We start from the raw sequence: 22,664 nt of genomic DNA on the forward strand, positions 1-22,664 counted from the left end.
ACAGGAGTGAACATGGCCGTTCCGACTGGGACCACCAGTGGGGCGCCGGCCCGTCCCGCGGCCGGGGATGACGACCCCGGCCGCGGTTCGCGTGAGAAAAGCGAGAACAGGCGACGCTTTGGGCTGAGCAGTCGCCGCGCGTGGCTGTTCGTCGTGCCGACGCTGGCCGTGCTGGCCGTAGTCATCGGCTACCCGGTGATCCGGGCAGTGGTGATGTCGTTCCAGAAGGACGCGGGTCTCGATCCGTCGACCGGCATGTTCGTCGAGGGCGGCTGGGCCGGATTCACCAACTACACGCACTGGATTCTGCAGCAGTGCACCTCCCCGAGCGGGGTGGCCGTGGCGTGCCCGCCCGGCACGCTCGGCTCCCAGTTCTGGTCGGCCGTCGGGAACACCGCGTTCTTCACGGTCGTCACGGTGGGCCTCGAGGTCGCGATCGGCCTGTGGATGGCGATCATCATGGGCAAGACTTTCAAGGGCCGCGCCCTGCTGCGTGCGGCGGTCCTGATCCCGTGGGCCATCCCGACTGCGGTCACCGCCAAGCTCTGGTACTTCATCTTCGCCTACGACGGCATCGCCAACCGCCTCCTCGGCACCGAAATCCTGTGGACGTCGGACGCGTGGCCCGCGCGATTCGCGGTGATCATCTCGGACGTCTGGAAGACCACCCCCTTCATGGCCCTGCTGATCCTCGCCGGACTGCAGATGATCCCGCAGGACGTGTACGAGGCGGCGCGGGTCGACGGCGCCTCCGCGTGGCAGCGGTTCCGGCAGATCACGCTCCCGCTGGTGAAGCCGGCGCTGATGGTCGCGATCCTGTTCCGCACGATGGACGCCCTGCGCATGTACGACCTCCCCGCTATCCTGACCGGCGGTAACCCGGCCACCACGACGGTGTCGATTCTCGTGGTCGACCAGGTGCGGCAAGGGTTCAACAGCGCGTCCGCGCTCTCCACCATCACGTTCCTCCTGATCTTCGCGGTGGCGTTCGTCCTCGTGAAATTCCTCGGCGCCAACGCCGTCGAGACTCAGGAAGCCCAGCGAAAGGGGCCGAAGTCGTGACCCATCGCGCCCCGGAGCTCGAACTCCCGAGCAGGCCCGTCCGCCGCAACCGTCCGAAGCGGTTCGCGTTCAAGAATTCCCGCATCTATATCGGTGTCGCGATCATCCTCGTCTGGGGGCTCGCGCCGTTCTACTGGATGATGGTGACGGCGTTCCGCGACCCCGACTACACGTTCGACACCACACCCTGGCCCACGCACGTCACGCTCGAGAACTTCCAGAACGCGCTGTCGACGAGCAGCGGCAACAACTTCACCCGGGCCGTCGTCAACAGCATGATCATCGGCGGAATCACCACCGTCGTCGCCCTCGCCGTCGGCATCTTCACCGCCTACGCGCTGGCCCGCATCGAGTTCCGGTTCAAGTACGTGGTGGTCGGCATCGTGCTCGGCGCGTCGATGTTCCCCGTCGTCGCCCTGGTCACCCCGCTGTTCCAGCTGTTCACGAACATCGGCTGGATCGGTACCTACCAGGCCATGATCATCCCGAACATCTCGTTCGTCCTGCCGCTCACCATCTACACGCTGACGTCGTTCTTCAAGGAACTTCCCTGGGAGCTCGAGGAGGCGGCCCGGATCGACGGCGCCAGCCGCGGTCAGGCGTTCCGTCTGGTGATGTTGCCGCTGGCGGCGCCCGCACTGTTCACCACCGCCATCCTCGCGTTCATCGCGACCGTCAACGAGTACCTGCTCGCCAGCCAGCTCTCCAGCGACGCCACCGAACCGGTCACCGTGGCCATCGCCCGGTTCTCCGGCAACGACCCGCACGTCGTGCCGTACGCGGCGATCATGGCGGCGGGCACGATCGTCACCATTCCGCTGGTGATCATGGTGCTGCTGTTCCAGCGTCGCATCGTGTCGGGCCTGACGGCCGGCGGCGTGAAGAGCTAACGGTCGAGCGGAGCGAGGGGAAAGGTGTCGGCCGTGCATCCGGTGGCGAAGCGGCAGCGGCTCGAGGTTCTGATCGGCATCCTCGGGTTCTTCACGGTGATGGCGTTCATCGCCGCGGTCGTCGAGGTCGTTCGCGGCGACCCAGGCGTCACTCCTGCGCTTGTCTTGCTCGGATGCCTGGTGCTGTCGGGGTTGGCGATCGTCGCCCGGAATCGAGTGCGCTGAAACAGTACGGTCGGTATGGATATTTGCTGGGCGTTAGCGCGGCGCGCGTCACACTCGAGGCCATTCACATAACATACGTACGGGTGGGTGCGATGATCCTCCGTGACCGGATAACTGACCGGGAGTGTGGAAGTGAGTTCTGGCAACGACGCGACGGGCAACCATGCCTCCGATCCGGGGGGCACACCGCCCGTAGACGACGGTTCGGCTGACACGACCACTCCACCACCGGACGGGAAGACGAAGCGCAACCGGTGGCGCACGGTCCGCCGGGTCAGCCTGGTCGTGATCGCGTTGCTGCTGGTCATCCCCCTCGTCGGGTTCCTGGTCAGTTACGTCCGCGCCGAGGTCCCGCGCCCGTCGGACATGAAGACCAATCAGGTGGCCACCGTCTTCGCCGCCGACGGCACCACCGGGCTGACCAAGGTGATCCCCCCGGAGGGCAACCGCACCGAGATCGCCCTCGACGCCATTCCCCAGCACGTCCGCGACGCCGTCCTGTCGGCGGAGGACCGCAACTTCTACTCCAACCCCGGCTTCTCCGTCACCGGGTTCATGCGTGCCGCCCGCGACAACGTCCTCGGCAAGGAAAGCGCGGGCGGTGGGTCGACGATCACGCAGCAGTACGTCAAGAACGTGCTGGTCGGCGCGGACCGCAACGTGTACCGCAAGATGCGGGAACTCGTGATCTCCACCAAGATGGCCCGCGAGTGGTCCAAGGACGAAATTCTCGCCGCCTACCTGAACACCATCTACTTCGGGCGCGGCGCGTACGGCATCGAGGCGGCGTCGCGCGCCTACTTCGACAAGCCGGTCGGCGACCTGTCGGTGGCCGAGGGCGCGGTGCTCGCCTCCGTGATCCAGAGCCCGTCCTACCTCGACCCCGAGGCCAACCTCGACCAGCTGCAGGCCCGCTGGAACTACGTGCTCGACGGCATGGTCGCGATGGGTGTGCTCAGTCAGCAGGACCGCAGTGCGGCCGAATTCCCGGTCACCGCCCCGTCCAACCGGCCCACCGACGCCAACTCCGCGCCCGGCCCCGACGGCCTGATCCGCAACCAGGTGCTGCGCGAATTGTCGGATGCGGGAATCTCCGAGCAGACCCTCAACACCGAGGGTCTGCAGATCACCACCACGATCGACCCGAGGGCGCAGCAGTCCGCGATCGACGCCGTCCACGACAACCTCGAAGGGGAGGATCCGGGACTGCGGACCGCGGTCGTGTCCATCGATCCCCGCACCGGCGGTGTGCGCGCCTACTACGGCGGCGAGGACGGCGCCGGCTTCGACTACGCCCAGGCGCCGCTGCAGACCGGGTCGTCGTTCAAGGTGTTCGGCCTGGCCGCGGCGCTGGAGCAGGGCATCCCCCTCTCCGCCCGCTTCAGCAGTGCACCGCTGACCGTCGGCAGCGTCCAGATCGGCAACGTCGAGGGCGAGTCCTGCGGCACGTGCACCATCGCCGAGGCGACGAAGCGGTCGCTGAACACGAGCTTCTACCGGTTGATGATGTCGCTGGACAACGGTCCGCAGGCCATCGCCGACGCCGCCCACAAGGCGGGGATCCCGGAGTTCATTCCCGGGGTGCAGGGTAAGACGCTCAGCGAGAACGGCGGCGAACCCGAGGGCGGCATCGTCCTCGGCCAGTACCTGTCGCGGCCGATCGACATGGCGTCCGCGTACGCGACGCTCGCGGCGTCGGGCATCTACCACCAGCCGTACTTCGTGCAGCGGGTGGTGACCGCCGACGGCGTCGTGCTCCTGGACCGTGCGCCCAGCCCGGGTGAGCGCCGGCTCGATGCCGCGGTGGCCGACAACATCAGTCAGGCACTGATGCCGATCGCCTCGTACTCGCGGGGCCATGCGCTGGCGGGGGGACGCCCGTCCGCGGCGAAGACCGGCACGGCGCAGCTCGGGGACACCGGTGAGAACAAGGACGCCTGGATGGTCGGTTACACGCCGTCGCTGGCGACGGCGGTGTGGATCGGCAAGGCCGACGCCACCGCCATCAACAACAGCTGGGGCGGCCTGATCTACGGTTCGGGTCTGCCGTCCGACATCTGGAAAGACACGATGGACGGCGCCCTCGAAGACACCGATTGGGAAGACTTCCCGTGGCCCGACCCGATCGGCGGCCAAGCCGGTGTGCCCACGTGGACCGGTCAAACCAGCGGCGACGGAACGGGACCCGGCACCAGCGGGGTTGTCCCGCCGCCCGGTGCCCCCACTCCCGCGCCCGTCGAGGTTCCGCCCCCGGCGGCCGTCCCGGTCCCGCCCGTCCCGCCGGTGCCCGCACCCGTCCCGGCGCCGACCCAGATCGAAATCCTCCCGGGCGTCATTATCCCGCTGCCGGGTTAGCCGAGGTTCTGAAACCCGCCGCGTGGCGGAGTCCTGTTCGGCAGCACCACAACCCGCAGCGCGGCGCGGAGGCTTTCCTTCGTCTTGGCCCAGGCGCTCGCCTCGTCCTCGCACATGTCGGCCTCTTCGGGCTCCTCCTCGCGGGCGAGTTCCGCGTTGTGACGCCACTCGATCTCCTGCTCGGTGCAGAGCCGGAGGAACTCGAGGATGGTGTCGCGGTCGCGTCCGCAGATCTCCGCGACGTCGTCCGGGTCGAGCCCGCTCTCCGAGTCGAGGTGGATCAGGGTCACGAGGGCGGCGGGGAACTCGTCCTCGCATTCGTGGTCGGCGTACGAGGACGTGGCGCCGGGTGTGGAATTGAGTTTGCCACCGAGCTTTTCGGCGAACGCGTCGTCGACGGTGTCCACGAAATGCTCGAACATCCGGAACACCGATACCAGGTGATCCGCGACGAACGGTGACCCGTCGACGCGCATGACGGCGACCACGTTGTCGACGATGAGCAGGAACTTGATGTCGGGCCACTGGCGGTTGAGGTCGGCGAGCGCCTCCGCGGTGCGCGTGCGATCGCTGATCGTGTGGACCACGCGGGCGAACACCTCGACGCGGGCGTCCTCCTCGATCACCCGCACATACGTGGGAAGGTCGCCGACCCAGACGAGGATGTCGCCGTCCGCATCCTTGCCCGGTGCCTGTTCGAGCATGGATTCGACCGCGGCATCGACACGGTCGCGCAGCCCGGCGCCGTCACGTAGCTGGGCCGGGACATCAGCAGTACCGAACTCCGGGGTCTCGCCCCGGCCACCGGTGATCGCCTTCAGGAACGAGGGATGCAGAAGGTCCCAGATCTCCCGGAACACCGTGACCGTCATCGACGCCAGCAGCTGGGCGTCCTCCCGGTCGGCGTCGAGGTAGAACGACGCGGAACCGTTGCCCTCGTCGACGTGCTCGCACAGGTCGGGGCGGTTCCAGCCGAGCTCGATCAGCCGATCGTGCTCCTCCTCGGTGAGTGCCCGCGCCGGGTGCAGGAAGCGGTTGGACGGCACCTCGCACCGCACCTTGTCGCCGGCCCACGCGAAGAACCGCACGCACGCGGCGGTCTCGACGAGGCCGTCGTCGACGCTGTCGTACTGCGACTGCAGCACCAGTTCGTCGTCGTCCTCCATCACGTGCACGTACCCGGTCAGACGGTCCTGGAGTTCGGTCCAGGCGTCGTCGATCTCTCGATCGAAAGTGTTGTCGGACATCACGCCTCCCTCGATGAATCCTGGGTGTCACCGTAGAGGGAGGGTCTGACAAGAAATCGAACACAAAGGCGAATGCACCTTTCGTCGCCGTGAAGACGACGAAAGGTGCATTCGCCGGGAGCTGCTGCGCGGTGGGTTACGCGTCGATGATGAACGCCTCGAGCTCGGTGCGAGCCTTGTCGTCCGCCATCTGGACCGGGGGGGACTTCATCAGGTACGCGGACGCCGGGTAGACGGGTCCGCCGATGCCGCGGTCCTTGGCGATCTTGGCTGCGCGGACGGCGTCGATGATGATGCCGGCCGAGTTCGGGGAGTCCCAGACCTCGAGCTTGTACTCCAGGTTCAGCGGAACGTCACCGAAGGCGCGACCCTCGAGGCGGACGTACGCCCACTTGCGGTCGTCGAGCCAGCCGACGTGATCCGACGGGCCGATGTGCACGTTGCCCGGACCGAGGTCACGGGTCAGGTTCGACGTCACGGCCTGCGTCTTGGAGATCTTCTTCGACTCCAGGCGGTCGCGCTCGAGCATGTTCTTGAAGTCCATGTTGCCGCCGACGTTCAGCTGCATGGTGCGGTCGAGCTGCACGCCGCGGTCTTCGAAGAGCTTCGCCATCACGCGGTGGGTGATGGTGGCGCCGACCTGCGACTTGATGTCGTCACCGACGATCGGGACGCCGGCGTCCTTGAACTTCGCAGCCCACTCGGGGTCGGAAGCGATGAACACGGGCAGGGCGTTGACGAACGCGACACCCGCGTCGATGGCGCACTGGGCGTAGAACTTGTCGGCGTCCTCGGAACCCACGGGCAGGTACGAGACCAGCACGTCGACCTCGGCGTCCTTCAGGGCCTTGACGACGTCGACGGGCTCGGCCTCGGAGATCTCGATGGTCTCGGCGTAGTACTTGCCGATGCCGTCGAGGGTGGGGCCGCGCAGCACCGGAACGTCGGCCGGCGGGACGTCGGCGATCTTGATGGTGTTGTTCTCGCTGGCGAAGATGGCTTCGGACAGGTCGAATCCGACCTTCTTGGCGTCGACGTCGAACGCGGCGACGAACTGGACGTCGCGCACGTGGTACTTGCCGAACTTGACGTGCATGAGGCCGGGAACGGTCGCCGTCTCGTCGGCGTCCTTGTAGTACTGCACGCCCTGAACCAAGGACGAGGCACAGTTCCCCACGCCCACAATGGCCACGCGCACCGCGGTGCTGTTCTCACCCATGGTCGGGTTCTCCTTTTTTCTTAGGTGTTGCTGTCGATTGCTCGGCGGCGATCAGCTCGTTGAGCCAGCGCACTTCACGCTCACTGGATTCGAGACCGAGCTGGTGGAGCTGCTTGGTGTAGCGATCCAGCGTGCCGCTCGCTTTTCCGATCGCGTCGCGAAGCGCCTCACGGCGCTCCTCGACCTGGCGTCGTCTGCCTTCGAGAATCCGCATCCGCGCCTCTGCGGGAGTGCGGCTGAAGAAGGCGAGATGAACGCCGAATCCGTCATCGGTGTAGTTCTGCGGACCCGTGTCGGCGACCAGTTCCTTGAACCGCTCCTTGCCGATCGGCGTGAGCTGGTAGACGCGGCGGGCGCGACGCTTGACGGTCCCCGGAGGGCCTGCGTCCTCGGCGATCAAACCGTCTGCCTGCATGCGTCGAAGCGTCGGGTAGAGGGAACCGTACGAAAAGGCGCGAAATGCACCCAGCAGTCCCGTCAACCGTTTGCGCAGCTCGTATCCGTGCATGGGTGACTCGTGGAGCAGCCCGAGAATTGCCAATTCGAGCACGTCCACCCCCTGAGTCGCCCGACCTAACCGCGTGATGCGATTCAAAACTATATCGCACCGATATATAGGAGGATACGCGCGCTCGATACATGGGACAAGCCGTCACAGGTTGTTAACACAGGTCCGGGTGTCCGGCGGCGCCGCCGAATGTCACACCGGTGCCCTCTGACTGAACGAATGTCACATCGGGCGACCAACCGGCGGCCGACGGCACCCGACGGCGGCTGGTGGGCAACGACCCCGGACGCTCAGTCCTCGTAGGGGTAGATGTCGAACGGTTCGCCGTCGAATCCGACGACCATGTGTCCGGTGTGGCCGGCGGCGTTCTTCACGTGGATGGAGATGGTCGGCGGTCCGTCGTCGGACCCGGGTTCGTACCGGAAGGAGACGATCTCCACCGCACCGTCGGGGACGCGCAGTGTTTCGGGTGCCCCGGCGAGCAGTCCTGCGATCGCGACCTGGTCGACGGTGCCGAGGTCGAAGGACTTCTCGTCGTCGGATCGGGTGGACGAGCTGCCCCAGTCGTCGAATTCGCCGTCGTAGAGATAGGAGTCGGATTGCCGGGCGTTGCCGGAGGACGGCCGGTCGAAGACGGCGTGGGCCGGGTAGAGGCCGAGTTCGTCGGCGACGGTGTCGCCGTATTCGGCGCGGTACTCGTCGAGGAAGAAGTGCAGCCCGGCGCCGGTCGTGAGGTTCGGCACCGATTTCGACGGGCCGATGTCGCTGTTCGCGACGGCTCCGGCGATGCCGCCCGCGGCAGCTGCGGCGGCCACGAGGACCGCGGCGTACACCCACCGTCGCGACGATCGGCGGCGCCGCGGGGACACGACGGGGCTGGCCGCGAGCCGGCTGGGGATCTGGAGGTCCCCGATGAGGCGGTCGAGTTCGTCGAACATTTTCGCTCGCATCGCCGCGGAGGTGCGGGAGGCGTGTTCCTCCGCGGACAGTTGCCCGTCGGCGAGTGCTGCGTCGAGCATCCCGCAGGCGTCGGCGCGGTCGGAGTCGCGGGCGCGGATTCCCGCGAGTGTGGTCCTGGGCATCTGCGTCCTATCGGCCGAAGGGGTAGACGCTCAGTGGTGCACCGGACGGGTCGAGTTCCATGTGTCCGCTCTCGCTGAACTCGTTGGTCACGTAGATCGACACGGTGGGGCCGTCGTCGTCGGCCTCGAACGAGATGTGGCTGACTTCTCCGTCGGGGACGTTGAGGCTCACCGGGGCGCCCACGACGGTTCCGCCGATCGTGTCGAGGTTCAGCGTCGACAGGTCGAACACGGGGGTGTCGACCTTCCGGGTGGTCGGCGTTCCCGACGGCGTGAACCCGCCGCGGTAGTCGTAGCTCACCATCCGGTTCGGTTCGAGGGGAAGCGCGCGTTCGAGGCTGGCGTGTCCGCCCTCGTAGAGGGTGAGGTCGTCGACGATCAGATCGCCGAACTTGGCGCGGTACCGGTCGAGGAACAGCTTCATGCCCTCAGGCGTGACGGGATTCGGCGTCGCGACGACCAGCGGTTCGACGGAATCGAAATCGACCTGCTGCGCGACGGGCGTCACGGTGGCCTGTGCGTCGTCGCTGTCGACGAGCGTGAAGGCGCCGACGGCCGCCACGATTGCGACGACGGCGACGGCTGCCGGGAACCAGTGCTCGGCGGTGTCGCGCGGGGGACGTGCGTCCGGTGGTGCGTCGGCGGGTCGTTGCAGATCACCGACCAGGACCTCGAGGTCGGCGAGCGTCCGCGCCTCCGCGGCGAGGTCGGACATCGCGCGGTGTTCCGCCTCGTTGATCTGGCCGTCACCGAACGCGGCGTCGAGCAGTGCGGACGTGTTGGCTCGATCGACGTCACGTGCCCGCGTGTTCGGTGGGTATCGGCTGGCCACGGGTGGATCTTAGAGCTAGTTCGCGGGGTTCACCTGCCATACGTCTCCGCCGAGCGTCGCCCGCAGATAGCCTCCGCCGGTCTGGTCCCTGTCGTAGACGTACACGTTGATCGTCGGTCCCTTGCCGGCGTCGGCGAGGAGAACGTGCCCGATGGTGCCGTCCGGGACTCCGACCAGCCGGGGTGCGTCGGCGATCAGCGCGACGAGTGCCGGCACATTTACCTGCGCGAGGTCGACCTCACCGGTTCCGGGGAGGCGCTGCGTGCGGATGCCCGACGGCTTGAAACCGCCGCGGAAGTCGTACCGGTCGACCTTGTCGGGCGCGTCCGGGGCCGTCCGCGACAGGATCGCGTATTTGTCGTACAACCCCAGTTCGTGGACGGTGAGGTCGCCGAACTTCTGCCGGTACTGCTCGAAGAGGGCGTGGATCCCGTCCTGGGTGAGGGGCTGCGCCTGGCCCACGATGATCGGTTCCACCGCGGGCACCTCGACCTCCGGCCGGGTCAGCGGCTTCTCGACCTGCGCCGGGACGGGTGTGGTGACGGGGTCCGGGCCGTCCTGCTCGGTGAGCGCGAGACCGATCGCGCCGACCGCGATCACCGCCCCGCACGCGACCGCGATCCGCAGCGCCCGGCGGGGTGATCCCGGTGTCCGGACAGGTGCCTGTGCGGTGATCACCGACGGCAGTTGCAGGTCGCTGATCAGCAGGTTCAGCGCGGCGAGGGTCTTCGCCGACATGGCCTGGGCGGTGCGGTCGTGGTACTCGCCGGCGCCGAGCTGTCCGTCGGCGTAGGCGGCGTCGAGCCGGCTGCACGCGTTGACCCGATCGAGGTCGCGTGCGCGAGTCTGCGAGGACGGTCCTGAGGCCACACCGGCATCGTAGTGCGGCAACCGTGTTTGACCAGCGTCACTCGACCGACCCCTTCTCTCCGGACGCGACGCACGTACTCTGGTCTCCGTGCGGATACAGCGGCAGGTGGTGGACTATGCGCTTCAGCGCCGGTCACTCCTGGCCGAGGTCTACTCGGGCAGGACGGGTGTCACGGAGGTGTGTGACGCCAGCCCCTACCTGCTTCGTGCCGCAAAGTTCCACGGCAAGGGCAGTGACGTGGTGTGCCCGATCTGCCGTAAGGAGCAGTTGACTCTGGTCTCCTGGGTCTTCGGTGACAAGTTGGGCCCGGTGTCGGGTTCGGCTCGTACGGCCGAGGAGCTGGTGCGTCTCGCGTCCACTCAGGAGGAGTTCTCGGTTCACGTGGTCGAGGTGTGCCGGACATGCAGCTGGAACCATTTGGTCCAGTCCTATGTTCTCGGTACCGTGCCCGAACCGAAACGGCCCAGGCGTTCGTCGCCACGGCCGCGGCCTCCGAGCCGTCGAACCGCGAGCGAGTAGACACGCCCGAACACGGACGCGGGCAAAAGAGTGCCCACAGACGTAACGCAGGACTGAAGCCGGTCCACAACCACTGGAGATTTGTACGTGAGTTCCCCCCGCAGCAACGCCCCGGGTGATCGACCGAACGGACCGAGACGACCGAGTGGCCCCCCGCCACAGGGACGCCCCGGAGGTCCACCACCTCGCGGCGGACAGCCTGCGGGTGGACAGCCTGGTGGGCCGCCGCCGCGTCGGATGCCGCCTCCGCCCCCGCAGGGTGGTGGCCGTCCCCCCGGCCCGCCGCCTCGTCGTCCCGGTCCGCCGCCGCAGGGTGGTGGCCGTCCGCCGGGTCCCCCGCCGCGTCGTCCGGGCCCGCCGCCCGGACGTCCGGCAGGCGCTCCCCCGGTGGCGCGTAACCAGTCGGGTCCCGGTGGGCGCCCGCCGGGACCTCCGCCGTCGAACGGTCGCAAGACCGGCGGCGGCCGCGGTGGTGAACCGCCGAAGGGTGGAAAGAAGACGGCTGTGAAGAAGTCGCGGTGGAAGATCGTTCGCCGGACGGCGTACGCGTGCGTCGCGATGGGTCTGGTCATCCCGATCCTGCTGTTCATGGCGGCGTACGTCGTCCAGGACGTCCCGCGGCCCGGCGACCTCAAGACCAACCAGGTGGCCACGATCTACGCGTCCGACGGAACGTCGGTGCTCAGCAAGGTCGTGCCGCCGGAGGGCAACCGCACCGAGGTGACGCTCGACCAGATCCCGAAGCACACCCGTGACGCGGTGCTCGCTGCCGAGGACCGGGACTTCTACTCGAACCCCGGCTTCTCGATCGGTGGTTTCGCGCGTGCCGCCCGCGACAACGTCCTGGGCAAGGACAGTGCCGGCGGTGGCTCGACCATCACGCAGCAGTACGTGAAGAAGACGATGGTCGGTTCCGAGCGTTCGCTGACGCGAAAGATGAAGGAACTCGTCATCTCGTCGAAGATGGCCCGGGAGTGGTCCAAGGACGACATCCTCGCCGCGTACCTGAACACCATCTACTTCGGGCGTGGTGCGTACGGCATCGCGGCCGCGTCGAAGGCGTATTTCAACAAGCCCGTCGACCAGTTGACGGTCGAGGAGAGCGCGGTGCTGGCGTCGTCGATCCAGCTGCCGTCGCTGCTCGATCCGGAGACCAACCAGGAGGGTGCGCAGGCGCGCTGGAACTACGTGCTCGACGGCATGGTGTCGGCGGGGACGCTCGAGCAGTCCGCCCGGTCCGTGATGCAGTACCCGCCGTACGTGCCGATCGCGCAGGTCGACAACGGCAACCAGGACTCCGGACCGGAGGGCCTGATCAAGAACCAGGTTCTGCGTGAGCTGGGTGAGGCGGGGATCAGCGAACAGCTGCTCAACACCGAGGGCCTCGAGATCACCACGACGATCGACCCGGTCGCCCAGGCGGCGGCGGTGGATTCGGCGCGCTCCAACATGGAGGGTGAACCGGAGAACCTGCGTACCGGTGTCGTGTCGGTCGACCCGAAGACCGGCGCGGTGCGCGCGTACTACGGCGGCGAGGACGGCGGTGGTTACGACTTCGCGAACGCCGGACTGCAGACCGGTTCGTCGTTCAAGGTGTTCGGTCTCGCCGCGGCCCTGGATCAGGGCATCCCGCTGTCGCAGATGTACGACAGCTCGGAGCTGACGGTCAACGGCATCACCATCAGCAACGTCGAGGGCGAGGGATGTGGCACCTGCACCATCGCCGAGGCGCTGAAGCGGTCGCTGAACACCAGCTTCTACCGTCAGGAACTCGAACTCGACGGTGGGCCGCAGGCGATCGCCGACATGGCCCACAAGGCGGGCATCCCGAAGGAGATCCCCGGCGTCGGGCCTTCGCTGACCGAGCCGGACGGCAATGGTCCCAACAACGGCATCGTGCTCGGCCAGTACCAGTCGCGGGTTCTCGACATGGCGTCGTCGTACGCCACGCTGGCCGCCTCGGGTACGTACCACGCCCCGCACTTCGTGCAGAAGGTCGTGAGCGCGGACGGAACGGTGCTGCTCGACCGCGGCGGCGACACCGGTGAGGACCGCATCGACAAGGACGTCGCCGACAACGTGACGTCGGCGATGGAACCCATCGCCGGGTACTCGCGCAACCACAACCTGGCAGGCGGACGCCCGTCGGCAGCGAAGACGGGTACCGCGCAGCTCGGTGACACCGGACAGAACAAGGACGCCTGGATGGTCGGGTACACCCCGTCGCTGTCCACGGCGGTCTGGGTGGGCACCACCGACGGTCAGGCGCTGGAGAACAGCAGCGGCGCCATGATCTACGGTTCCGGTCTGCCTTCCGACATCTGGAAGGACACGATGGACGGCGCCCTCGAGGGCACCGACGTCGAGAAGTTCCCGAAGCCGGGTGCGATCGGTGGCCAGTCGGGTATCCCGGCCTATTCGGCGCCGGCACCGACCAAGACGTCGGCGCCGCCGACGAGCACGTTCCAGCTGCCGACGGAGCTCGTGCCGCCGGTGGTCGTGACACCGTCGCCGGTGGAGATCCTGCCCGGGATCACCATTCCGATTCCGGGTCTGGCACCGAGGCCGACCACGGCGGCCCCGGCCGTTCCGGCGGAACCGGAGACGACGACGCCGCCGAACGCCGGTAACGGCAACGGCCAGCAGCAGGTTCCGGCCCGTTAACGGCGACCGGTAACCTCGCGGAGTGGCCGACAACCCTGACGCGCACGCCGTCCGCGACGCGGGCGAGACGGGATTCGTCTCGCCCGCGCCGCTGGCCAAGGATCGGCGTTCCGCGGATTGGCGGGACCTTCCCGGGCGCACCGACCCGCTGACCGCCGACCTCTCCGGGGTGATCGGCGGTCCGGTCGGACGGCATGCGGTCGTCGGGCGCAGCCGGTTCTTCACGCCGATGCGCGCCATCCTGTTGCTGGCGATCGTGTTTCTCGCGCTCGGCTGGTTCGCGAAGGCGCCGTGCATCCAGCAGGCGCCGGTCGGCGAGAACGGCGCGCTCGGGCTCGACTGGAGTGGCAGCCGGCAGTACGTCGCCATGTGCTATTCGGACACGGTGCCCCTGTACGGGGCGGAACGGTTGAACGAGGGCGCCTTCCCCTACAAGAAGTGGTGGGAGGAAGACGCCGGCAACGGCCAGACCCAGCGCCGCTACATGGAGTACCCGGTGATCTCCGGGCTCTACCAGTACGGTGCGATGACGATCGCGAAGTCGTGGGATGCGGTGCACTGGCTGCCCGGCGCGCTGCAGGTCGCGATCTACTTCAACGTCGTCGCGCTCGGTCTGGCGCTGGCGTGGCTGGTCACCGTCTGGGCGAGTGCGCTGCTGGCCGGACGCCGCATCTGGGACGCCGCACTGATCGCCGGGTCTCCGCTGGTGATCGTGCACGCGTTCACGAATTTCGATCCCCTCGCAACGGCTTTCGCTGCGGGGGGGCTGCTTGCGTGGTCCCGGAAACGGCCGGTGCTCGCCGGGATCCTGCTCGGGCTCGGTGGTGCCGCCAAGCTGTATCCCCTGCTGCTCCTCGGACCTCTGCTGGTGCTGTGCCTGCGCACGGGCAAGGTCCGCGAGTGGTCGGTGACGGCAGTGACCGGTGTCGGCGCGTGGCTGGCGGTCAATCTGCCGATCGCCCTGCTGTTCCCACGCGGCTGGGCCGAATTCTTCCGGCTCAACTCCGAACGCGGCGCCGACCCGGACTCCGTCTACAACGTCATCTCGTCGTTCACCGGCTGGACCGGATTCGACGGCATCCTGTCGGCCGGTCAGGCGCCCACCGTGCTCAACGCCGTGTCGTTCCTGCTGTTCGCCCTCGTGTGCGTCGGGATCGGGTACATCGCGCTGACGGCGCCGAGACGGCCGCGGCTGACCCAACTGTGTTTCCTGCTGGTCGCGGGTTTCCTCCTCACCAACAAGGTGTGGAGCCCGCAGTATTCGCTGTGGCTGGTTCCGCTGGCCGTGCTCGCGTTCCCGCACCGGCGGATCCTGCTGGCCTGGATGACGATCGACGCGCTGGTGTGGGTGCCGCGGATGCTCTACTACCTCGGCGTGTCCAACAAGGGACTCCCCGAGCAGTGGTTCACCGCCGCGGTGGTGGTCCGCGACGTCGCGGTCGTGGTCATCTGCGCGCTCATCATCCGCCAGATCTACCGGCCCGACGAGGACCTCGTGCGGTACGGCTTCATCGACGATCCGGCGGGCGGCGTGCTCGACCAGGCGCCCGATGCGCAGCCGCGGTGGCTGCCCGCCTGGCTACGGCCGCGGAAGCCGGTAGAAGCGGCTCCCGCTCACAGCGTTTCGCCGGCAACCGGTTAGGGCTTCGACAGCACCAGCGCCGCCCCGACCGCGAACACCGCGATCGACAGGCCGAGGGCGATCGCGCGGATCGACCACTGGCGGGCGTCGGCGGCGGCGCGCACCGAAAGGTCGTACTCGCCCCGCTCCCACAGTCGGTGGACGGTGAGCGAGCGCAGCAGTGCGACGACGCCGAACGGCACGAACGCGACGATCGCAAGAATGGCGAGCGGCAGACTGCTGGCGGGCGGCGGTGCCAGCGGCCCGCTGTGGTCCGCCGAGGTGTCCTGCTGCTGCGACGTCATGCGTTGCCTCCCCGTGGTGGAGCCCACGACCGTGGGCGACGAGGTGGAGTATAGACCGTCGAGATTCCCGACTGTGCAGTGCCTTTCGCGCTGTCGGCGGTTACGCTCCGGCTATCGGCCGGTCTCCACGACGGGTGGATGCGCCCGGGCCGCGACCCACGCGGCCACCTGCGTGCGGGAGCTGACGGCCAGCTTGTCGAAGATGTGCTCGACGTGTCCGTCGACGGTGCGCCGCGAGATCACCAACGACTCGGCTATCTGCCGATTGCTGAGGCCCTGGGCGAGCAGGCCGGCGATCTCCTGTTCCCGTTTGGTGAGCGGCGACGCCTCGGCGCGGGGTGGCGCCCTGTGCTCGGTGGGTGTTCCCAGTGCGAGGTCGACGGCCTCCTCGATCGTGAGCCGGACCGCAGGTGTTGCGAGCTGGGCGAACTCGTCGGGCCCGACGATGCGGGCGGCGTCGCGCTCCGACGACAGCGAGTCGTCGGTGATGTGCGGGCCGAACGCCGCGACGGACGTGCCGAGCCGATGCCACACACCTTTCGCGGCGCCGCACAGTCTTGCCGCCGCGTTCGCGTCGCCGCTCGACGTGGCCACCCACGACAGCACCTCGATCGACAGGGCCGTGCAGATCTTGTCCTTGAAGTCGCGTTGGATCCGCAGTGCTTGCTGGGCGGCATCGACGGCGTCGTCGCCCCGGCCCAGGTGAAAGTACGCGACGCTCGAAACCCACAGGGCGTAGGCCTTGTTCCACTTCTCACCGTGCGCGTCCGCCACCGCGATCACGTCGCGGCACGTCTCGAGGGCGTCGTCGAGCCGGCCGTCGTAGGTCTGCGCCATGCCCATCTCGAACGACGCGGTCAGCACCGAGGCGGTGTCGCCGACGGCGCGGTGGACGGCGATGGCGTCACGGAACAGCCGGATGGCGTCGTCGGGGTGGCCGGAGAAGACGGCGTGGATCCCCGCCCAGTGGTCGGCGTGCGCGCGCAGTCGTTCGTCACCGAGCGCGGTCGCGATCGCCGTGCATTCGTCGAGGTGTTCGCGCGCGGCGTCGCGGTCGCCCTGGATGAGCGCGGTCCACGCGGTCACCCACAGGACGTCGCCCCGCTCCCGCGTGGGTTCGGTGAGCCGTAGCAGTATCCGCTCGAGCCGAATCCGCCCGTCGGACAGGTTGCCGCCTGCGATCCAGTGGTACCGCAGGGCGACGGCCAGTTCCGCGGCCGCCGCCCGCTGTGTGTCGTCGTGCAGGGCCCAGTCCAGGGCAGCCACGAGGTTGGGGTGGTCGATCCGCAGTCCCGCGAGGATCTCGGATTGTCCTGGCCCGCACCAGTCGAGCGACGATCGACGGGCGCGTTCCGAATAGTGCTCGAGATGTCGCCGGTACAGCTCGTCGTGCTCCCCGCTCAGCTCGAGGAGCTCGTGCCCGTACTCCCGCACCGTCATCAGCTGCGAGTAGCGGAGACTCTCGGTCGAACGATCCACGGTGACAAGACATTTTCCGACCAGCCGATCGAGGACGTCGATGACCGGCGTGTCCGTCAGCGCACCGAACCCGCTGATCGCTTCCGCGGCTTCGAGGTCGAAGCTTCCGGGGAACACGGCGAGCCGGGACCACAGCAGCCGCTCGGTGTCCGAGCACAGTTCGTAACTCCAGTCGATGAGGGCGCGCAGCGTCTGCTGGCGGGGCATCGCCGCCCGGTCGCCACCGGTGAGGAGCGCGAAACGCTGGTCGAGGCGTTCGACGAGCTGCGACGCCGACAGCGACCGCAGCCGGGCAGCGGCCAGTTCGATGGCGAGCGGGATCCCGTCGAGCTGATTGCACAACTGCGCGATGGCAGGGGCGTTCGCGTCGGTGAGGCGGAAGTCGGCGACGACGCCCTGCGCGCGCTCCACCAGCAACGACACCGATTCGAACGGCGCGATGTCCGCGGCACGGCACTCCTCGATGTCACCCGGAGTGCTCAGCGGCGGAAGGACGTACGTGAATTCGCCGGCGATCCCGAGCGGTTCGCGACTCGTGGTGAGGATCCGGACCTCCGGCGCAGAGGCGAGGACGGTACCGACGAATTCGCTTGCCGCGGACAGTAGGTGCTCGCAGTTGTCGAGGACGATCAGCAGATGCCGGGACTGTAGTTGGTCGATCACCTTGTCCATCACCGCACGGCTCGACTGGTCGGTGACGCCGAGGGCCGCCGCGGCCGCGGAGGGCAGCGCGTCGGGATCGCGGACGGGCGCGAGGTCGATCCACCGGACGGAGTCGCGGAAGGCGCGCGCGGAACGGACCGCGAGTTCCTCGGCCAGCCGCGTCTTGCCCACGCCGCCGGCACCGAGCAGCGACACGAGCCGGGACTGTTGCAGTCGTGCGCGGGCTTCCTCGATCTCGCGGCGCCGGCCGACGAAGCTGGTCATCGTCCTCGTGAGTTCTCTCGAGCGAGTCAGTGGATCTCCCCCGTTTCCGGTTGGCCAGGTGTGGCACGAACCTACCCCCACCCGATGTGACGGACAACACAGGTAACCGAGGGGGTGTTTTACCCGGTGTGGGGGTGATGTGACGTGGGCCATTGTCGTTGGCATACCCCGGTTGCCCGCTCGACTCCAGCCGGAACCCATCGTCCCGAGGAGCTCAACACCATGTCAAAGACCATTTCTTCCGCCGACGTCGATGTCGTCGTCGTGGGTGCCGGGTTCGCCGGCCTCTACGCACTGCGCAAGTTGCGCGACACGATGAACCTGTCGACGCGGGTGTTCGAGGCCGGCTCGGACGTGGGCGGCACCTGGTTCTGGAACCGCTATCCGGGAGCCCGCTGCGACATCGAGAGCGTCCACTATTCGTACTCGTTCGACGAGGATCTGCAGCAGGAATGGCAGTGGAGTGAGAGGTTCGCCGGACAGCCGGAGATCCTCCGCTACCTCGAACACGTCGCCGACCGCTTCGACCTGCGTAAGGACATCACGTTCGACACCCGCGTGGTCGGCGTGCATTGGGACGACGAGAACTCGGTGTGGACGGTCCGCACCGACGACGGCGCCGTCGTGCGCAGCCGGTATTTCATCTCGGGGGCGGGCAATCTGTCCGTGCCGAAGACGCCGGAGTTCGGCGGCATCGACAACTTCCGCGGGGAGGTGCTGCTCACCGGCAACTGGCCGCGTGAGGGCGCCGACTTCACCGGCAAGCGGGTGGCCGTGATCGGGACCGGAGCCAGCGGCATCCAGGCCATCCCGTTCATCGCCGAGGACGCCGCCGAACTGGTGGTCTTCCAGCGCACCCCCAACTTCGCGACCCCCCTCGGCAACGGTCCGATCGACCCGAACGAGGTGGCGGACATCAAGAGCAACTACGCGGACGTGCGGACCGCGGCCCGCAACCACTTCCTCGGCGTGCCGTTCACTCAGGTGCAGCCGTCCGCGCTCGCCGTCGACGCCGAGGAGCGCCGCCGCACGTTCGACGAGCGCTGGAACGCCGGCGGGTTCCGGTTGTTCATCGACTCCTACCAGGACATCCTGTTCGACAAGAAGGCCAACGACACGATCGCCGACTACATCCGGGATCGGATCCACGAGCGTGTGCAGGATCCGGAGAAGGCCGCGACTCTGGCGCCGACGGGCTACGCGTACGGCACCAAGCGTCCCCCGCTCGAGACCAACTACTACGAGGCCTTCAACCGCGACTCGGTGAGCGTCGTCGACGTGAAGACCACGCCGATCGACGAGATCACCCAGAGCGGAGTTCGGGTCGGCGACCGCGTCTACGAGGTCGACACCATCGTCCTCGCAACCGGATTCGACGCGATGACCGGTCCGCTGATGGCCATGGACATCCGCGGTCGGAGCGGTCTGCCGCTGGCTCAGAAGTGGGAACACGGTCCCAAGACCTACCTCGGCATCATGGTCAACGAGTTCCCGAACCTGTTCCTCATCACCGGACCGCAGTCGCCGTCGGTGCTCTACAACATGCCCCTCGCCATCGAGGACCACGTCGATTTCGCGACCGACGCGATCGACTACGTGGACCGCCGCGAACTCGACGTCATCGAGCCGACCGCGCAGGCCGAAAGCGATTGGGGTGCCTTGACCAACGACATCGCCAACCAGACCCTGCTGCCGGAGACGAACTCGTGGTACATGGGCGCGAACATTCCCGGCAAGCCTCGCGCCTGCATGGTCTACCTCGGCGGAGCCCCCACCTATCGGGCGACGTGCGACGAGGTGGTGGCCGGCGGCTACTCCGGTTTCGCGCTCACCCGGGCGGAGGCCCGCGTGGCCTCCACCGTGTCCTGACCCCGCCCCCCGACCAAGGAGACCGACATGGCACTCGACGCACACGCAGCAGAACTGATCGCCGGACTACAAGCGCAGGGGCTGAAGGCTTTCGAGCACAGCACCGTGGAGGAGGTGCGGGCCGTCGTGGCGACGTTCGCCGGACTGCAGGCGCCGCCCGAACCCGTCGCCCGGGTGGAGGACGCGCACTACGAGAGCGGCGGAGCGCAGATCGCGCTGCGGGTCTACGTGCCGGAGGGCGAGGCGCCGCACCCGGTGGTCCTGTACTTCCACGGCGGTGGATTCGTCGCCGGCGACCTCGACGTCATCGACGAACCGGCCCGCGCGGTCGCGAACGGCGCCGGCGCGATCGTCGTCACCGCGACGTACCGCCGCGCACCGGAACACCGGTTCCCGGCCGCCGCCGACGACGCGTCCGCTGCCCTGCAGTGGGTGGCCGACCACGTCGGAAGCTACGACGGTGATCCCGGCAACGTCGTCGTCATGGGTGACAGCGCCGGCGGCAACCTGGCCGCCGTCACCGCGCTGCGGGCCCGGGACGAGGACGGACCGCGGCTGCGGGGGCAGGTGCTGATCTACCCGGTGATCGACCCGAACGCGGACCTCCCGTCCCGGCAGCAGTTCGCCGAGGGATATGTGATCGGCGCCGGGGACCTCGACTGGTTCTGGAGCAACTACCTCTCCTCGCCCGAGGACGCGGAACACCCGTATGCGGTACCGAGTCGCGCCGCCGGCCTCGAGGGGCTGCCGCCGGCCCTCGTGCTCACCACCGAGAACGAGGTGGCCCGCGACGAGGCGGAGGCGTACGCCGAATCGTTGCGGCAGGCCGGGGTCGACACCGAGGCGATCCGCTTCGACGGTCTGATTCACGGCGCGTTCTGGATGTCCGGGGCGGTTCCGCGTAGCGCCGAGATGCGCTCGGCGGTCGTCGAGTTCGTGAAGAGGGTGACGGCCACCGCTTCCGTCGGGTGACGTGACCGACCGTGTCAGCCCTCGACTCGTGCCTCGAGTCGGGGGCAGATGCGCGGCCACTCCTCGTCGATCATCGAGAACAGTGCGGTGTTGCGCCAGGTCCCGTCGCGGCGACGCCGATGCTTGCGCAGGATTCCCTCGAACTCGGCCCCCAGTTTCGCGATGGCGCCGCGGGAGTGGGCGTTGCGTTCGTCGGTGTGCCATTCGACGCGGACCGCGCCGAGGTCTTCGAACGCCCGCCGCAGCAACAGCAGTTTCGCCTCCGGATTGATGAACGTGCCCTGCGCGGAACGGGACAGCCAGGTGTGCCCGATCGCGAGGCTGCGGTTCTTCGGGTCGATCAGATACAGCGACGTCGAGCCGACGATCCTCTCGGTGGTGATGTCGATCTGCGCGTATGCGAGGCGGGTCGGATCCTCGTCGGCGGTGCGGACGAACGCCACCGCATCGTCGCGCTCGGCGATCGCTGCGGACGTCCAGTGGAAGATGCGGGGATCGTCGACGGCGTCCATCAGGCCGTCGACGTGATCCTCGCCCAGTGGTTCGAGTCGTACGTGCCGTCCGGTCAGCGTGGGGTGCGCGAACCAGGATTCGCTCATCGCACCGGCTCGGGAGATTTCAGCACCGGCCGCCTGCCGGATTCGGGACCGGTGCGCCCGCGGACGGGCGGATGCCGTTGGGCGGCGCGCAGGAACACGAAGAACAGCACCACCAGCAGTCCCGCGCGGCCCCAGACCCCGAACTTCACCAGAACCTCGAACGTCGACGCGTCGGTCTGGGCGGCGAGGGCGCCGAAGTATTTGAAGACGCCGATCCCCATCGACAGGTCGGCCACCAGATACGCCGCGACGAGCCCCCACGGGACGCGCAGCAGGACGAAGAACGGGATGAGCCACAACGTGTACTGCGGCGAATGCACCTTGTGCAGCAGCAGGAATCCGCAGAGCATGGCGGCGCTGACCGCGATCCACGGGTAAACGCCATCGCGTTGGAACCGCAGCCAGCCGAGCCGCAGGGCGATCGCGAACGCGGCGCAGACGAGGAGCGGCGACAGCAGGCTCACCGTCTGGTCGTACGCGGGGAGCGGGACGTCGTCGGCGACCGGCCCGAACAGCGGCCGCAGGCCCCAGTACCAGATGGAGTTGGTCGTGAGGTCGGCCTGACGGTTCTCCTGGAACGTGAACGACGCCCGCCATCCGCTGTAGGAGATGAGGGCGAACGGCAGGTTCACCGCCACGACGGTGGTGATCGCGGCCACCGCGACCATCACGGCGCCGCGCACGTCGTAGCGCCGCCCGGCGGTGCCGTTCCGGGTGAGGACGTAGGCGATCAGCGGCAGCACGAACGCACCCGGATACACCTTCAGGCAGAAGCCGACGGCGAGGAGCACCGCCGCGAGGACGGCCCGGGCGCGGAGGGGGATGCGTTCGAGCGTCATGACGAAGATCGCGGCCACCGACGTCGCGACCACCGGCAGTTCCCAGTTGTGGAACGCGTACAGCACCAGCGGCGGGGTGGCCGACCACAACAGCGCCCACCAGCCGGCCAGCCGTCCCAGCATCCACGCCGTGAGCAGGCCGAACGGGGCGAGGATCAGCGCCGAGTGCAGCAGGAAGTCGGCGTCGGTGTGTGAACCGATGCCGCCGAGCCACATCAGTACACCGCTCAGCACCGGGTACTCCACGGTGCCGCCGGTGAGGATGCCGTCGGCGTTGATTCCCCCGGTGACGTACGGGAAGACGTGCAGGTTGACGTCGCGTCCGAGCCACAGGAACTGGATGTCGGAGTAGCAGACCTGCGTGTCCTTGATGCGGTCGAAGATCAGGCTTCGCCCGACGCCGTCGAACGGCGCCCCGGCGCACCGCGCCTTCTGCAGGTAGCCGGCGAGCATGGAGAGACCCGCCAACCCGACGACGAGCGCCGTGATCGGCGACCGCTGCCGAGCTCCGATATGCATGAATCCACATTAGGGTGCGCGGGGCTCCGCGTGCGAAGCGGAAACGCCGCGGGTGCGGAG

At 68.0% G+C, this 22,664-nt stretch carries 20 protein-coding genes; 10 read left to right on the forward strand and 10 right to left on the reverse strand.

Going from position 1 to position 22,664, the window contains the following annotated elements; genetic code table 11:
- Positions 1 to 12: 12 nt before the first annotated feature.
- The 4 genes from AZG88_RS40620 (at position 13) to AZG88_RS40635 (ending at position 4,532) form a co-directional block, all read left to right on the forward strand.
- Positions 13 to 1,062: a carbohydrate ABC transporter permease gene (locus tag AZG88_RS40620; RefSeq protein WP_005249639.1), complete on the forward strand. Its 1,050-nt coding sequence runs from the start codon at positions 13 to 15 to the stop codon at positions 1,060 to 1,062.
- Positions 1,059 to 1,952, forward strand: coding sequence for a carbohydrate ABC transporter permease (locus AZG88_RS40625; protein WP_005249640.1), 894 nt, complete (start codon positions 1,059 to 1,061; stop codon positions 1,950 to 1,952). Before AZG88_RS40620 ends, AZG88_RS40625 begins: the two co-directional genes overlap by 4 nt.
- A 33-nt stretch (positions 1,953 to 1,985) precedes the next feature.
- The gene (locus AZG88_RS40630; RefSeq protein ID WP_005249641.1) at positions 1,986 to 2,177 is read left to right on the forward strand and encodes a hypothetical protein; all 192 of its coding nucleotides are present in this window, start codon (positions 1,986 to 1,988) and stop codon (positions 2,175 to 2,177) included.
- Positions 2,178 to 2,309: 132 nt separating this feature from the next.
- A complete protein-coding gene (locus tag AZG88_RS40635) occupies positions 2,310 to 4,532 on the forward strand; it encodes a transglycosylase domain-containing protein (protein ID WP_061041194.1) in 2,223 nt (740 codons plus the stop codon).
- Here AZG88_RS40635 and AZG88_RS40640 read toward each other — a convergent pair.
- The 6 genes from AZG88_RS40640 to AZG88_RS40665 form a co-directional block, all read right to left on the reverse strand.
- Positions 4,529 to 5,779, reverse strand: a complete 1,251-nt coding sequence (locus AZG88_RS40640; RefSeq protein ID WP_061041195.1) for a T3SS (YopN, CesT) and YbjN peptide-binding chaperone 1 — start codon at positions 5,777 to 5,779, stop codon at positions 4,529 to 4,531. The two genes, AZG88_RS40635 and AZG88_RS40640, sit on opposite strands and share 4 nt — an antisense overlap.
- Before the next feature lie 136 nt (positions 5,780 to 5,915).
- Entirely contained in the window at positions 5,916 to 6,998 is a 1,083-nt protein-coding gene (locus AZG88_RS40645) for an inositol-3-phosphate synthase (RefSeq protein WP_005249652.1), read from the reverse strand.
- Positions 6,991 to 7,548 (reverse strand): PadR family transcriptional regulator, encoded by a 558-nt coding sequence (locus tag AZG88_RS40650; RefSeq protein ID WP_005264441.1) that lies wholly within the window; start codon positions 7,546 to 7,548, stop codon positions 6,991 to 6,993. The genes AZG88_RS40645 and AZG88_RS40650 overlap by 8 nt, the downstream gene beginning before the upstream one ends.
- Before the next feature lie 248 nt (positions 7,549 to 7,796).
- Positions 7,797 to 8,588 carry a DUF1707 SHOCT-like domain-containing protein gene (locus tag AZG88_RS40655; protein ID WP_061041196.1) on the reverse strand — a complete coding sequence of 264 codons (792 nt, stop codon included), beginning with the start codon at positions 8,586 to 8,588 and terminating at the stop codon, positions 7,797 to 7,799.
- A 7-nt stretch (positions 8,589 to 8,595) separates the two neighbouring features.
- On the reverse strand, positions 8,596 to 9,420 hold the full coding sequence (locus AZG88_RS40660; protein WP_061041197.1) for a DUF1707 SHOCT-like domain-containing protein: 825 nt from the start codon (positions 9,418 to 9,420) through the stop codon (positions 8,596 to 8,598).
- 15 nt (positions 9,421 to 9,435) lie between these two features.
- Entirely contained in the window at positions 9,436 to 10,290 is an 855-nt protein-coding gene (locus AZG88_RS40665; protein ID WP_061041198.1) for a DUF1707 SHOCT-like domain-containing protein, read from the reverse strand.
- Between the two features lie 88 nt (positions 10,291 to 10,378).
- Between AZG88_RS40665 and AZG88_RS40670 the strand changes: the two genes are divergently transcribed.
- From AZG88_RS40670 to AZG88_RS40685, 4 genes are all read left to right on the forward strand, one after another.
- Positions 10,379 to 10,810 (forward strand): DUF5318 domain-containing protein, encoded by a 432-nt coding sequence (locus AZG88_RS40670; RefSeq protein ID WP_029539769.1) that lies wholly within the window; start codon positions 10,379 to 10,381, stop codon positions 10,808 to 10,810.
- A 115-nt stretch (positions 10,811 to 10,925) separates the two neighbouring features.
- Entirely contained in the window at positions 10,926 to 11,318 is a 393-nt protein-coding gene (locus tag AZG88_RS54685; RefSeq protein ID WP_231914373.1) for a hypothetical protein, read from the forward strand.
- Entirely contained in the window at positions 11,315 to 13,474 is a 2,160-nt protein-coding gene (locus tag AZG88_RS40680) for a transglycosylase domain-containing protein (protein WP_442971772.1), read from the forward strand. The genes AZG88_RS54685 and AZG88_RS40680 overlap by 4 nt, the downstream gene beginning before the upstream one ends.
- Before the next feature lie 22 nt (positions 13,475 to 13,496).
- Positions 13,497 to 15,116, forward strand: a complete 1,620-nt coding sequence (locus AZG88_RS40685; RefSeq protein ID WP_061041199.1) for a glycosyltransferase family 87 protein — start codon at positions 13,497 to 13,499, stop codon at positions 15,114 to 15,116.
- Here AZG88_RS40685 and AZG88_RS40690 read toward each other — a convergent pair.
- On the reverse strand, positions 15,113 to 15,400 hold the full coding sequence (locus AZG88_RS40690) for a CD225/dispanin family protein (protein ID WP_005249667.1): 288 nt from the start codon (positions 15,398 to 15,400) through the stop codon (positions 15,113 to 15,115). The genes AZG88_RS40685 and AZG88_RS40690 overlap by 4 nt on opposite strands.
- Positions 15,401 to 15,511: 111 nt before the next feature.
- The gene (locus tag AZG88_RS40695; RefSeq protein ID WP_061041200.1) at positions 15,512 to 17,806 is read right to left on the reverse strand and encodes an ATP-binding protein; all 2,295 of its coding nucleotides are present in this window, start codon (positions 17,804 to 17,806) and stop codon (positions 15,512 to 15,514) included.
- Positions 17,807 to 18,028: 222 nt separating this feature from the next.
- Here AZG88_RS40695 and AZG88_RS40700 point away from each other — a divergent pair, with 222 nt between their 5' ends.
- Both AZG88_RS40700 and AZG88_RS40705 read left to right on the forward strand, forming a co-directional pair.
- The gene (locus AZG88_RS40700) at positions 18,029 to 19,675 is read left to right on the forward strand and encodes a flavin-containing monooxygenase (protein ID WP_061041201.1); all 1,647 of its coding nucleotides are present in this window, start codon (positions 18,029 to 18,031) and stop codon (positions 19,673 to 19,675) included.
- 27 nt (positions 19,676 to 19,702) lie between these two features.
- A complete protein-coding gene (locus AZG88_RS40705; RefSeq protein WP_061041202.1) occupies positions 19,703 to 20,647 on the forward strand; it encodes an alpha/beta hydrolase in 945 nt (314 codons plus the stop codon).
- Between the two features lie 14 nt (positions 20,648 to 20,661).
- Here AZG88_RS40705 and AZG88_RS40710 read toward each other — a convergent pair whose 3' ends face one another.
- Together AZG88_RS40710 and AZG88_RS40715 are read right to left on the reverse strand one after the other, a co-directional pair.
- Positions 20,662 to 21,246, reverse strand: a complete 585-nt coding sequence (locus AZG88_RS40710) for a GNAT family N-acetyltransferase (RefSeq protein WP_061041203.1) — start codon at positions 21,244 to 21,246, stop codon at positions 20,662 to 20,664.
- Complete coding sequence (locus AZG88_RS40715) at positions 21,243 to 22,604, reverse strand: glycosyltransferase 87 family protein (protein WP_005249674.1); 1,362 nt, start codon at positions 22,602 to 22,604, stop codon at positions 21,243 to 21,245. Before AZG88_RS40715 ends, AZG88_RS40710 begins: the two co-directional genes overlap by 4 nt.
- Positions 22,605 to 22,664 lie beyond the last annotated feature (60 nt).

This window comes from Rhodococcus sp. LB1 (genome assembly GCF_001583455.1).
Classification (GTDB): Bacteria; Actinomycetota; Actinomycetes; order Mycobacteriales; family Mycobacteriaceae; genus Rhodococcus_F; species Rhodococcus_F opacus.

Bases quoted from the DNA above. Each gene is read 5' to 3' on its own strand.
- AZG88_RS40620 (WP_005249639.1), top strand. From the start codon at position 13: ATGGCCGTTCCGACTGGGACCACCAGTGGGGCGCCGGCCCGTCCCGCG.
- AZG88_RS40710 (WP_061041203.1), bottom strand. From the start codon at position 21,246: ATGAGCGAATCCTGGTTCGCGCACCCCACGCTGACCGGACGGCACGTA.
- AZG88_RS40690 (WP_005249667.1), bottom strand. From the start codon at position 15,400: ATGACGTCGCAGCAGCAGGACACCTCGGCGGACCACAGCGGGCCGCTG.
- AZG88_RS40645 (WP_005249652.1), bottom strand. From the start codon at position 6,998: ATGGGTGAGAACAGCACCGCGGTGCGCGTGGCCATTGTGGGCGTGGGG.
- AZG88_RS40700 (WP_061041201.1), top strand. From the start codon at position 18,029: ATGTCAAAGACCATTTCTTCCGCCGACGTCGATGTCGTCGTCGTGGGT.
- AZG88_RS40695 (WP_061041200.1), bottom strand. From the start codon at position 17,806: ATGACCAGCTTCGTCGGCCGGCGCCGCGAGATCGAGGAAGCCCGCGCA.
- AZG88_RS40655 (WP_061041196.1), bottom strand. From the start codon at position 8,588: ATGCCCAGGACCACACTCGCGGGAATCCGCGCCCGCGACTCCGACCGC.
- AZG88_RS40705 (WP_061041202.1), top strand. From the start codon at position 19,703: ATGGCACTCGACGCACACGCAGCAGAACTGATCGCCGGACTACAAGCG.
- AZG88_RS40715 (WP_005249674.1), bottom strand. From the start codon at position 22,604: ATGCATATCGGAGCTCGGCAGCGGTCGCCGATCACGGCGCTCGTCGTC.
- AZG88_RS40640 (WP_061041195.1), bottom strand. From the start codon at position 5,779: ATGTCCGACAACACTTTCGATCGAGAGATCGACGACGCCTGGACCGAA.